Source organism: Streptomyces sp. R-74717 (assembly GCF_047305335.1).
GTDB classification, from domain to species: Bacteria; Actinomycetota; Actinomycetes; order Streptomycetales; family Streptomycetaceae; genus Streptomyces; species Streptomyces atratus.
Map to the genome: position 1 here is coordinate 9061280 of NZ_CP102361.1, position 12235 is coordinate 9073514.

Below are 12235 nucleotides of genomic sequence, written 5' to 3' on the forward strand. Positions count from 1 at the left end.
ACACACCCCGCAGCACTGGGCGCCCCGGGATGCCTCGCCCGATGTCGTCGGCTTCGCGCGTTCCATGGAGACGCTCAGGGACCCGGCGCAGCCCCCGGCTCCGGTCGTACTGGTCGCGTGCGAGACAGCGAAGATCCGCAGTGGCGACGGCGGGAGCGTGGTGACGGACGCGGCACGTGCCATACCCGGACGTCTCTGGTACGCGCCCGACACCGAGGTCGGCCACGCCGGACTGTCGAACGGCTCCGACGGCGTCAGGGGTGTGCTGGGTCTGCTCGCGGACCCCGTCGCACAGCGCCGCGGTGCGTGGATCGTGGCGGGGGAGCCACTCGAAGGTCACCGACAACATCGAAATGCTCGATACCCTGGAGGCCATGAAGTTGTCGGGCCCGGCGTCCTCGGGGCCGATCCCCCTGCTCCAGGTGCTCAATGGCCACCTGCGTGATGAGTTCGGGGTGATGAACCACATACGCGGCGAGTTCCCGCGGTTCCAGCGCCAGGGAAGGCACTTGCACGACGCCATGGACTGGCTGACGGCCGAAAACGAGAACCAGGGTTACGAGCAGATGTGACATGCCGTCACATCGCCCGGCGCGGGCGGGCATCGAGTGCTCTCATCAGCAAACGAAGAGAATGAAGAGAATCAATGACAGGGAAAGAGGGGCGACCTGTGAAGCGAGAGCGGTCCAGCGAGGAGAGTGAGTCCGGCAACGGCCGGGGCGGGGCCTCGGGCGGAACGGTTCCGGACAGTTCGCAGGGCGCGGTTCCCGGGAGCATAGGTGCCCCGTCCGCGCCCTCGTCCCGCACGGTGACAGAGGGCGGGGGCACTTCGGTCACCGGCGGCAAGGACGGCGGCGCGCGGACACCGACCTCGTCGAAGTCCGGCCCGGAGGAGGCCGGGGAACCCGCGGCCCAGACCCCGGCGGTGGTGCACGCGGCCGGGGTCTCCATCGGCAGGACCACGTCCGAGCCCGAGGAACAACCGGGCGGTGAGGACTCGGCGGTTGCCCAGGAAGAGGCGACGCCGACGGCCGGAAGGGCCGCGGTGGTGGCCACCACCGCCATCACCACTGCTGCGGGCACTGCCTCCGCGGCCTCGTCGGGTGTCGCGGAGAGCACCGCCGGGAAGACGGCCGAGGCGAGCACGTCGTCGTCCGCGACGGCCGCCGCGGAACCGACGCCCGCAGGGGGGCGCTCCGCATCGGAGGAGGCAATTTCCGAGGAGACCGCTTCCGAGAGGACCGCCACGGAGCCGGCTGCCGCTGCCGCGACGGCCGGCTGCACCACGGCGGCCGTCGCGGCCGGTCGGGCCACCACCACGGCCGCCGTCTCCGCCGCGTCTTCGTCCAGCCCTCCCGGCGATGCCGCGGCAGGGGAGGGCGGCGCCCCGGAGCGCCCCGGCCGGGTGTCGCGCCCGATGGTGGTCGCGGCAGCCTTCGCCGGTGCGCTGCTTCTGGCGACCCCGTTTGTCGTGGCGGGCGCCCAGAAGGACGAGGCCAAGCCCGAGAGCCGCGAAGCGGCGGCGGCGTGGAAGGGGGACGGGCGGGCAGCCGGCTACGTACCGGACACCGACCCTGACAGTCCCGAGGGCAAGCGGGCCGCCGGTGCAGACAAGCCGGGTGGCACCCCGGCCCGGGGCGACAAGGGCCCCGTCGGTGACGTACGCGCAGACACGGGTAACGGGCGGAAGCCCGCGGACGGCTCCGCCGAGGCCGGGACCAAGGGCACCAAGGGCACCAAGGGCGAGGCCGACAGTACGGCGAAGAGCGGTTCCGGCGACAAGGCCCCCGCCGGCACGGGCTCGGACACTCCCACCAAGGCCCCCTCGGCCGGTTCGGCGCCCAAGTCGGCACCCGCCGTGGTGTACAGCGGCGTGTCCGGACCGGAGTGCCCCACCCAGCGCTTCCAGAAGTCGGGTTACTACAGCGACGGCAAGGAGGGCTGGGCCACCCACAGCGGAGGCTTCGGCGGCTACGGCTGCGCGGGGAAGTACCTTTCCATGCCCATGTCCGGCAGTTCCTCCAAGGACTCGGGCGGATCGGCCACCTGGCTGTTCGACCTGCCCGCCACCGCCAGGAAGTGCAGCATCTCCGTCCACGTGCCCGGGAGTTCCGACATCGTGCGGGTCGGTGGCAACCCGAGCTACTACACCGTGTACGACCGGTTCCTGCCCAGGACCAGCAACCTGGTCGGCTCCTACTACGTCCGCCAGAAGGAGCGTCGCGGCACCTGGTACAACGTGCCGGGCACCTTCTCCGTCGACGCCAAGAAGCTCTCCGTGCAACTGCACGACCGGGGCGAGGACAACAACTACGAGCACCACGCGATATCCGCGCTGAAGGTGACCTGCACCGGCTGAGAAACCGGCTCGGACACCACTGAGAAACCGGCTGCGTAACCGGCCGGCGGACCGGACCGGTCCGCCCGCGCCCCGCGCAACGTACGAACGCGGCAGGCGCCCCGATCCCCAGGAGGCCTTCACCTCCGGGAATCGGGGCACCTGCCGCACCCGTGCCGCTGTGGTGCCATGGGCTCGCCCGGCCGTGTTCAGCTCCCGCCGCGTTCCGCCGCGCTCTTGGCCGGCACGGTGTCCGGTCCGGCGACGTTGCGGTCGCCCGCCCTCAGCACTCCGGCCCCCAGGATCAGACCGAACGCCGGCACCGCCCCGACGGCTCGCCGGCCGTCCGACTGATACTCGGCATGCGCAGCTTGGCCATCGACGATACCAACGGCACACTGCAGGACACCGCAGCCGACCAGCTCCTGGGAGCCCTCCACACCGTGCTGCAGCATCGGTGATGCCTCCCGCCGCGTCCTGACCGCAGCGGGGCTGATCGAGCCCTACGTGGACGTATCCACCGACTACCTTTCCCGTCTGGGCAGCGTCGAGGCGATTGATACCGCACTCCTGTGCGCCGAGCCGCGTCTTCTCTTCCGTGGTGACCGTGCCCGTGATCAGCCCCATGGTGGGGTCGAAGAGGTGCGGGGTCGCTGGGCTCCTTCAGCGGCTGCGGACGCTTCGCGGGTGGGGAGTTCACTGCTGCATGTGGTCCGGCCGAAGGCCCCGGTGGCGGTGGCGCGTTGGACGTGCTTGCCACGTACGGTCGGGGTGCAGCTGGCCGTGCCGCCCTTTTCGCCGAGGGTGACGTTGACGATCGGGGAGGCGCCGAGCGGAACGCTCACGGTCTTCCTCCACGGCAGGCCGACGTTCACGAGCTCGGTGATCGCGGACGCGGTCCGGTTCACCAAGGGCGGCGTGGTCACCAAGCAGCCGGGCGAGCTGAACACCTGGCACACCTACCCCGTGACCAGGACCGTACAGTCCTGGATCGACGGCACGAACGCCAACAACGGCTTCGTGATCAAGGCCGGCGACGAGAGCGCGAACGGCCCCAAGGGCGGTCCGCGCTACGAGGGCAGCGAGTTCGGGTACGGCGGCGAAACGGCCAACTACCCCCGTCTGGTACTTACCTTCGGCCGTCAGGGCGTCGACCTCGCCGCCCCGACCACGATCCACGACACGGGCGCGGAGCTGTCCTGGTCCGTGTACCAGGACCAGGACCCGATCAACACCGGCGACGACATCGTCGAGTACCAGGTCCACCGCTCCATCAACCAGACCTTCACTCCTTCCGCCGCCACGCTCGTCTCGCCAGTCGCGTCCACGGTGACGGCGTTCACGGACACCACGGGCGTGCCGACGAAGGCGGACGCCCCCGATCCGTTCGGCCGCGCGTACTACCACATGGTCGCGGTCAAGACGAAGGACGGGCAGGTCGTCGCCGCTCCGACGCAGCTGGTACGGCTGCCGAAGGCGGGGCGCACGACGAAGGTCCTGGACGCGACGCAGGACACCAGCCTGTCCTCGGCCCGCACGACGCTCACGCACGACACGATCGACGACGCCGGCCCGAAGAACTGGCTGTCGGTCGGCAACAACTCCGCGACCTACGGCGACACCCGCGCCCTGCTGAAGTTCCCGGCCCTCGGCATCCCCGCCACGGCCCGGGTCCTGGACGCGAACGTGCGGCTGTGGAGCACGCAGACCGCCCAGGACACCACCGGCGCGATCTACGAGCTGCGCCCGCTGACGCGGGACTTCGACGAGGCCACCGCGACCTGGGTCAAGGCCAACGCGAGCACCAACTGGACCACCGCAGGCGGTGACTTCGGCGCTGTGACGGCCGACACCGGGGCCATGACCAACGACCCGGTCCGGCACGACTGGAACGTCACCTCGCTCGCCCAGTCCTGGGTGACCACCCCGGCCTCCCAGCAGGGCGTGGTCCTCAAGATGGCCGACCAGGCCGCCTCACAGGAGCGCACCCTGTTCCTGTCCTCCGAGGGCACCGAGCAGCGCCTGCGCCCCCGCATCGTGGTCACGTACATCGACTCCACCACCGAGTCGACGTACTACGCGCCGCAGACTCCGGCGCGAATGACGCCGAACACCGACGACACGGTCGACTTCACCCTGACCAACACCACCGCGTCGACGTGGAACGCGGCCGATCAGGTCCTCACCTACAAGTGGGCCCTGCCGGACGGCACCGACGTCACAGGCGGCGGCAACCAGATCCAGACGGCGCTGCCCGGCAACGTGGTGCCCGATGGCTCCGCCAGCCTGCAGGCGCAGGTCAAGACCCCGATCAACTCCGACAACGGCAACAAGCGCACCGACTACGTCCTGACCTGGGACGTCTACAACAAGACGGCCGGCACGTGGGCCTCGGGCACCGCGGGCATCCCGGGCCTGAAGCAGAACGTGGCAGTGGAGGACCCGACCTCCAACCAGCTCGGCATGGAGAAGTTCTACGTCTACACGGGCAAGAACACCGGTGCCGGCTCGACCGTCATGAACAACCTGGCGTCCGGCAACAGTGTCTGGCAGTACAACGCCTTCACCAACCCCGGCCGCGGTGTCACCACGTTCGCCCGGTTCGCGTACAACAGCCTCGACACCTCCGACACGGTCTCTGGCCCCGGCTGGTCCTTCCAGGCCGCCGGACCCATCCGGCTCGGCGCGCCGCTGGAGTTCCACCCCAAGCCGCATCCGACCGAGATCAGGCTCCCGGACGGCGACGGCACCACCCACGTCTTCCGCGAGCAGCCCGACGGCTCCTGGAAGGCCCCGGCGGGCGTCCACTACAAGCTGGCCGCCAAGCCCGGTCTGGACTGCACCCCGCTCAAGGACCCGATCCCCGACGCCTGGACGATGCCCCGTCCCGACGGGACCCGGTTCGTGTTCGGCTGCGACGGCTACATGACGTCGATCGTCGAGAAGAACGGCAACACCCAGACGTACACCTACGAGGAACGGAAGTCGAACAACAAGCCGACCAAGTTCCTCAAGTACATCACCGACCCGACCGGCCGGCAGTCGCTGACGGTCGACTACTACTCCAAGGCCGACAGCAACAACCCGAAGATCATCGACCACATCAAGTCGATGACCGACATCTCGGGCCGCAAGGTCACCTTCGAGTACTCCGACAAGGGCCTGCTCACCAAGGTCACCGACGGCGCCGGGTCCACCCAGCCGAAGGTCTTCGGCTTCGAGTACGACGCCACCCAGGGCAACAAGAACGTCAAGCTGGTCAAGGTCACCGACCCGCGTGGCAACGCCACGTCGCTGACGTACAACTTCCCGCAGACCGGGGACGACCCGAAGTACCACTGGTGGACGAAGACGGTCACCGACCGTCTCCAGGGCACCACGGGCATCACGTACGCGGTGGACGGCGGCAACGCCAAGTTCACCGACACCAAGTTCACCGACGCCGAGTCGCGTGCCTCCGACTACGTGACCGACGACTTCGGCCGCGCCGTCCAGTCGACGAACGCCAAGTCGCAGACGATGAAGCTGTCGTGGGACGCGGACAACAACGTCACGTACACGGAGGAGAGCAACGGCGCCAAGACCGCGTACTGCTACGACCAGAAGACGGGCTACCCGCTCTGGAAGCGCGACGCGGAGAACAACAAGGCGGGCGTGCCGACCCAGAGCGAGTGCGCCCCGGGCACCTACCCGGCGAACTCCACGCGGTACGCGTACCAGACCCGTGCCGACGGCTACTCGGCCGATCTCTTCACCAAGACCTCCCCGAAGGGCCGGAAGTGGCAGTTCGGCTATGACACCTTCGGCAACCTGAAGACGGTCACCGACCCCAAGGGCGTCGCCACCACGACGGCGGGTGACTACACCACGTCGTACGAGTACGACGCCTACGGCCAGCCGACCAGGGCGACCGACGCCAACGGCAACGCGGACAAGAACAGCGGCTTCGGGCCCACGGGCTTCCCGAGGACGATGACGGACGCGCTGAACAACTCGTCGACGTTCGTCTACGACGAGCGCGGCCGGGTCACCGAGGTCACCGACGCGCTGGGCAAGAAGACCACGCAGACGTACGACGTCTACGGCCGCCCGCTGGTCAAGACCGAGCCCAAGGGCCAGGCCGCAGGTGACATGATCACCGCTCCGGCTCCCGTGTACGACGCCAACGACAACGTCACCACGTCGACGGCGCCCAACGGCGCGGTGTACGACGCGGCCGACCAGATGACCTCGGCGACCGCGCCGAAGTACACCACGACGTCGGACGAGCGGAAGACGCTCTACACCTACGACAAGGTCGGCAACCTCAAGACGACGACCGAGCCGAAGGGGACGCTGACCACGGCGGACGCGACGGACTTCGTCACGACCAACTACTACAACGAGATCTACCAGCTCACCTCAGTCTCCAACGCGAACGGGGACAAGGTCAGCTACGAGTACGACAACGTCGGCAACACCACCAAGGTGGTCGACCCGAAGAAGAACGCCACCGCCGGCACGGCCGACTACACCACCCTGACCGCCTACGACCTGAACCACCGGGTCACCACGGTCACGGACGCCGCCGGCAAGACCACCAAGAAGGCCTACGACAAGGACTCCCTGGTCGTCTCCGCGACGGACGCCGAGAACAACACCACGCTCGTCAGCTACGAACGACATGAGCTTCCGCGACTACAACCCGGGTCTCAACCGCTTCACCACCCGGGACATGTACAACGGCGCCCTCGCCGACATGAGCCTGGGCGCGGACCCGTACACCAGCAACCGCTACGCCTTCACCGGCGGCAACCCCACCAGCCTCGTCGAGCTGGACGGCCACTTCATCTTCGCGATCCCGGCCATCTACTGGGCGGCGGCAGCACTCCTGGGTACCGCCGCTTACGCGTCGACTCCGCAGGGCCAGCAGAATCTGGCGGACGCGGGGGCGGCCCTGGGCAGCATGCTGATGCCGTCCGCGGACGAGGCCAGTTCCAGGGCACTCGTCCAGGTGGGAATGACCGCATACGGGCCCCAGGGAGATATCGTGGACACTTACTCGTGCACTGCGATCAACTCCAGTACCGGCATCGGTTCGACGTGCTAGAAGGGGCCTAGTGGTGGCAACGCTTTCAGAGATCCAAGCCCTGTTGGGTGAACCCCGGTTCAACTGGTCGGATCCGGCGCCATGGATCGAACTGGAGCAGGAACTCGGCATCGAATTCCCTGCGGACTTCCGTGAGATCGTGGACGCCTACGGTTCGATCTCGATCAACGGGCAGTTGTATCTGAAGCACCCCGCCGGCCATCTTCTGCACAGCCTGGGAAAGGACATCAGGCTGGATCTCGAGCTCTGGCGCGATGAGGACATGGCAGCTTACCTGCCCAGTCCGGCAGGGGCGAACCCCGGCGAGTTGATGCCGGTGGCGTCGGCCATGACGGGGGAATGGATTTTCCTTCGCGTTCCCGACGGCCCTTCGTCGCCCTGGCGCGTCGTGGTCCAGGAGATGGACAGTCCGGCGTGGACTCTCCACGAGATGACGTTCAGTGAGTGGTTGCTGGCTTATCTCAGGGGTAGAGACGTGACGTTGTGTTCTCGCAACTTCGCGCCTGACGGACCGTTCCACGAATTCCTGCCCTGAAAATGAAAACGGTGGTTTCTTCGGTCCTGGTGACAGGGGATACCACCGTGTGAGGATTTCCCCGTGATCATCTGAGCCGCGTTGTTGATCGCTTCCCGGGATTCAGTAGCAATCCCTATTCTGAAGCACTGCAACGAATTCCGCAGGGGATCCTTTTCGTCGGTTGCCCAGCCTGATGCTCAGTTCCCCTGCTGCCGACGGAACGATCAACGGAGCCCCACCATCCATTGGTGGGGCTCCGTTGTTCGACGCCGCCGTGCTCGTCCTGTTGTCCGTCATACCGATCTACCTCGCCCAACGGCTGTCGTCGGACACCACCTCCGGCAGCCGCATCTGACCGGTGGGGGTCAGGGGCTCGCGGTGACGACGGTCGGGTCAGGAGGGTCTGCGCATGTGAACGCGACTGCTTCGAGCGGGCCGTACGTGTTGTCGGAACCCAGTGAGTACCGAAACGGTTCAGCCCGTGGTCTTGCGGCCGCTCAGCAGGTCGCGTACGCGGTCCACGAGCCCTGCGCCGGGGGCGATCAACTTGTTGGCGGGCGGGGTGTGGGGGAGGGCGGGGTGCGGGCGGGTGGGCGCGGTTTCCTTGGCTCGGCGGACCAGTTGCCCCAGCTCGTCCAGCTTCTCGGGTGAGCAGGTGGCTGCGAGTTTCGGGAAGAGGTCGTTCTCCTCCTCGCGAAGGTGGGCGGCGAACTCGAGCTTCAGCTTCGCGACGATATCGTTGAACTGCGGATCGTCGGCGTTCAGGTCTTCGAGGTCCTTGAGCATGCGCTCGATCTTGGTGTGTTCGGCAAGTTCTTTGTCCGCCAGCTCCGCACCGCTACGGACGTGCTTGCGCACGGTCGGGTACAGGTGCATCTCCTCGGCCACTGAGTGCTGCACCAGTTCGGCGGTCAGCCGGTCAGCCAGGTCCCGTCGCTGCGGATGGTCGACAGGCTGTGCTTCGATCTGTCGGAACAGCTCCTCCACTTCACGATGATCGGCCGTCAGTTCCGCGATCACGTTGCCACCGTGTCCCATGACGATCACTTCCTCGGTTTCGTTGTCCCCGGACACGCAGGGCCCTGCTTTCCTGGAGCCTGTTGGGCTTTCAGCTCGTATGGGTGGGCTTCGACTCCTCGTCGATCGGCCCCATTGGGTTGTCGACGATCGCCCCGGGTCTTCGAGACCTGTGTCTCACGAACGGCGGGGTCGGGCTCATGCCCTCACCCTGTACCCGGCCGGGCTGCACCGCACCTCAGCGCCACTGCGTGCGCTCCCGATCCCGCATTGCCGACCGTGGCCGGAGCCCGCACTGCGGCGGGAGAATCACCCGGTGCACCGGGCAGCCGGGTGAAGCCCTCGGCAGTCGACAAGGCCTCGTCGGCTGATCACCGGACGACAAGGCCGAGCCGTCAAGGGTGCGGCTGCTGTGGCAGTGATTCGACGCCGGGCGGCGGTTCCGGCCAGACCAACAGGACCGGGCAGGGAGCGTGGTCGACGACGAAGCGCGTCGCAGGGCCCATCGGTTCTCGAACGCCGCGGTCCGGAGCCCGTGCGGACCGTCGACGGCCGTGTCCTTCCCCTGAGATACGGCCGTTTCCTGCGCCTGCTGCCTCCCGTCCACTGAAACGGATGCCGGAAAACCGCCGTCGCGGCCCTGCCGGGATGAGTATCGGGGCCCTTGGTCCTAGGGTGCGAGCCATGGCAGAGAGTGCAGCTCACTGGGGTGCTACGGGGTGGGACGCTCACTCTGCCCCCGGCCCCGGCACCCCCGACCCGCGCCGGTGGCAGGCGCTCGCGGTGTGTCTGATCGCGGGGTTCATGACCCTGCTGGACGTATCCATCGTCAATGTCGCCCTGCCGTCGATCCGGTCAGGGCTCCACACCCCGGAGTCCGACCTGCAATGGATCCTCTCCGGCTACTCGCTCGCCTTCGGCCTGTTCCTGATCCCCGCGGGACGGCTCGGTGACGCGCGGGGACGCCGCGTTGTGTTCATGGCCGGGCTCGCCCTGTTCACCCTGGCATCAGCAGCCTGCGGAGCCGCTCAGTCCAGCCTCTGGCTGGTGATCGCACGTCTGGTGCAGGGCCTCGCCGGAGGCATGATCTCGCCACAGATCTCCGCGTTGATCCAGCAGATGTTCTCCGGCCAGGAGCGCGGCCGGGCCTTCGGCATGTTCGGCAGCGTGGTCGCCATCTCCACCGCTGTCGGCCCGCTCTCCGGTGGCCTGCTGATCCAGGCGGCCGGTGCCGAGGAGGGCTGGCGCTGGGTGTTCTACGTCAATCTGCCGCTCGGCGCCGTCTGCCTGCTGCTTGCCCGGCGCCTGCTCCCGGACACCCCCTCGGCCGGCCGGGTGCGCCTGCGTGACCTCGACCCCCTCGGCGTGCTGCTGCTCGGCACGGGTGTACTGGCTCTGCTGTTGCCCTTCGTGCAGTCGCAGCAGTGGCCCGGCAACCGGAAGTGGCTGCTGATCGCGGTGGCCGTGGCGCTGCTCGCCGTCTTTGTCGGCTGGGAATCCCGATGCGGCAGACGCGGCACGCAACCGGTCGTCGACCTGTCGCTCTTCCGGGTCCGCTCCTACTGGCTGGGCTGTCTGCTGAGCCTGATGTACTTCGCCGGATTCACCTCGATCTTCTTCATCACCACGCTCTACCTGCAGAGCGGACTGCACTACTCCGCCCTGCAGGCGGGACTTGCCATCACGCCCTTCGCGCTGGGCGCGGCCGTCGCGGCCACCCCCGGCGGCCGCATGGTCGGCCGATTCGGGCGCTCCCTTGTCGTAGCCGGGCTGACCACGGTGGCCGTGGGGCTGGCGGCCACCGCACTGGCTGTGCATCTGGTGCCGGGGCGGGGCGCGGGGTGGGCGATGGTGGCTCCGCTGCTCCTGGCCGGTCTGGGCAGCGGCCTGGTCGTCGCCCCGAACCAGACACTGACCCTCTCCCGAGTGCCGGTGGCCAGGGCGGGGAGCGCCGGCGGAACCCTCCAGACCAGCCAGCGCGTCGGGTCCGCGATCGGGATCGCCGCGGTCGGCTCGATGTTCTTCGCCCAAGTGGGCGGCGGAGGGTGGGCCACCGCGTACGACCACGGGCTCGTCGTCGCGGTCGCGTTCGTCCTGGTCGCTCTGCTCATCGGGCTGGCTGATGTGCGCGGGGAGCGCCGCAGCAGGAGTCGTGCACATCGGTCCGTCCGCAGTCCGTCCGTAGGGAGAACGCCATGAAGGAGAGCGAGACGAACGCGACCACCACCGCAGGGACCGATGGCAACGCGGAGTACGGGCACAAGGCCTTCAAACGGTCCAGGAGCCATTTCGCCGACCGCATCACCGCCGACGGCCGGGACGGCTGGCCCGTCGAGGCCGGCCGCTACCGGCTGGTCGTCAGCCGCGCCTGCCCGTGGGCGAGCCGCGCACTCGTGTCCCGGCGGCTCCTCGGGCTGGAGAGCGCCCTCTCCCTGGCCGTCGCCGATCCGATCCAGGACGACCGCAGCTGGCGCTTCACCCTGGACGAGGGCGGCAGGGACCCGGTGCTCGGCATCAGCTACCTGAGCGAGGCGTACAACGCACGGGAGCGGGACTACCCCGGCGGGGTCAGCGTGCCCGCGATCGTCGACGTACCCAGCGGCAGACTCGTCACCAACGACTTCCAGCAGATCACGCTGGACTTCGCGACCGAGTGGACCGCGCTGCACCGGCAGGGCGCCCCCGACCTGTATCCCGCGGCCCTGCGTGACGAGATCGACGAGGTCATGCAGGGCATCTACCGCGATGTCAACAACGGCGTGTACCGCGCGGGCTTCGCGGCGCAGCAGTCCGAATACGAGGCCGCCTACCAGGATGTGTTCGGCCGCCTGGACCTGGTGTCCGAGCGTCTCGCGGACCGGCGCTATCTCGTCGGCGAATCCCTCACCGAAGCCGACATCAGGCTGTTCACCACACTGGTGCGCTTCGACGCCGTCTACCACGGACACTTCAAGTGCAACCGTTCGAAGCTGGCCGAGGACCGCGTCCTGTGGGCGTACGCCAGAGACCTGTACCAGACCCCGGGTTTCGGCGACACGGTCGATTTCCACCACATCAAGCAGCACTACTACCGGGTCCACACGGGCATCAACCCCACCGGCATCGTGCCCGTCGGCCCCGATCTGTCGGGCTGGCTGAACCCGCACCACCGGGAAGAGCTGGGCGGACGCCCGTTCGGCGACGGCACCCCGCCGGGTCCGGTGCCGCCCGGGGAGGCAGTCCCGCCGTCGGGGCGTCCCTGAACCCGGCGCCCGTGGCGGCTCCTGCCGAAGCA

The 12235-nt window shown here is 68.3% G+C and carries 7 protein-coding genes and 2 pseudogenes; 7 read left to right on the forward strand and 2 right to left on the reverse strand.

Features of this window, described 5'->3' with window-relative positions; translation table 11 throughout:
• The first annotated feature begins 353 nt into the window (after window positions 1-353).
• The gene (locus NRF20_RS40885) at window positions 354-572 is read left to right on the forward strand and encodes a hypothetical protein (RefSeq protein ID WP_398629458.1); all 219 of its coding nucleotides are present in this window, start codon (window positions 354-356) and stop codon (window positions 570-572) included.
• Window positions 573-670: 98 nt separating this feature from the next.
• Window positions 671-2359: a hypothetical protein gene (locus NRF20_RS40890; protein WP_398629457.1), complete on the forward strand. Its 1689-nt coding sequence runs from the start codon at window positions 671-673 to the stop codon at window positions 2357-2359.
• A 188-nt stretch (window positions 2360-2547) separates the two neighbouring features.
• Here NRF20_RS40890 and NRF20_RS40895 read toward each other — a convergent pair whose 3' ends face one another.
• Entirely contained in the window at window positions 2548-2793 is a 246-nt protein-coding gene (locus NRF20_RS40895) for a hypothetical protein (RefSeq protein ID WP_398629456.1), read from the reverse strand.
• 376 nt (window positions 2794-3169) lie between these two features.
• Between NRF20_RS40895 and NRF20_RS40900 the strand changes: the two are divergent.
• From NRF20_RS40900 to NRF20_RS40910, 3 genes and pseudogenes are all read left to right on the forward strand, one after another.
• Window positions 3170-6997: pseudogene (locus NRF20_RS40900) on the forward strand (DNRLRE domain-containing protein); the annotation flags it as partial.
• Window positions 6998-7440: 443 nt separating this feature from the next.
• Window positions 7441-7962 carry an SMI1/KNR4 family protein gene (locus NRF20_RS40905; protein WP_398629455.1) on the forward strand — a complete coding sequence of 174 codons (522 nt, stop codon included), beginning with the start codon at window positions 7441-7443 and terminating at the stop codon, window positions 7960-7962.
• Between the two features lie 250 nt (window positions 7963-8212).
• Window positions 8213-8299 (forward strand): annotated as a pseudogene (locus NRF20_RS40910) (ABC transporter permease); the annotation flags it as partial.
• A 119-nt stretch (window positions 8300-8418) separates the two neighbouring features.
• On the opposite strand, the gene NRF20_RS40915 reads toward NRF20_RS40910, so the two are convergent.
• Window positions 8419-8982 carry a hemerythrin domain-containing protein gene (locus NRF20_RS40915; protein ID WP_266365866.1) on the reverse strand — a complete coding sequence of 188 codons (564 nt, stop codon included), beginning with the start codon at window positions 8980-8982 and terminating at the stop codon, window positions 8419-8421.
• A gap of 663 nt (window positions 8983-9645) precedes the next feature.
• On the opposite strand from NRF20_RS40915, the gene NRF20_RS40920 reads away from it, so the two are divergent.
• Together NRF20_RS40920 and NRF20_RS40925 are read left to right on the forward strand one after the other, a co-directional pair.
• Window positions 9646-11160 (forward strand): MFS transporter, encoded by a 1515-nt coding sequence (locus tag NRF20_RS40920; protein ID WP_398629454.1) that lies wholly within the window; start codon window positions 9646-9648, stop codon window positions 11158-11160.
• A complete protein-coding gene (locus tag NRF20_RS40925) occupies window positions 11157-12203 on the forward strand; it encodes a glutathione S-transferase family protein (protein WP_398629453.1) in 1047 nt (348 codons plus the stop codon). The genes NRF20_RS40920 and NRF20_RS40925 overlap by 4 nt, the downstream gene beginning before the upstream one ends.
• Window positions 12204-12235: the final 32 nt, after the last annotated feature.

Bases quoted from the DNA above. Each gene is read 5' to 3' on its own strand.
- NRF20_RS40920 (WP_398629454.1), top strand. From the start codon at position 9,646: ATGGCAGAGAGTGCAGCTCACTGGGGTGCTACGGGGTGGGACGCTCAC.
- NRF20_RS40885 (WP_398629458.1), top strand. From the start codon at position 354: ATGCTCGATACCCTGGAGGCCATGAAGTTGTCGGGCCCGGCGTCCTCG.
- NRF20_RS40925 (WP_398629453.1), top strand. From the start codon at position 11,157: ATGAAGGAGAGCGAGACGAACGCGACCACCACCGCAGGGACCGATGGC.
- NRF20_RS40915 (WP_266365866.1), bottom strand. From the start codon at position 8,982: ATGGGACACGGTGGCAACGTGATCGCGGAACTGACGGCCGATCATCGT.
- NRF20_RS40895 (WP_398629456.1), bottom strand. From the start codon at position 2,793: ATGCTGCAGCACGGTGTGGAGGGCTCCCAGGAGCTGGTCGGCTGCGGT.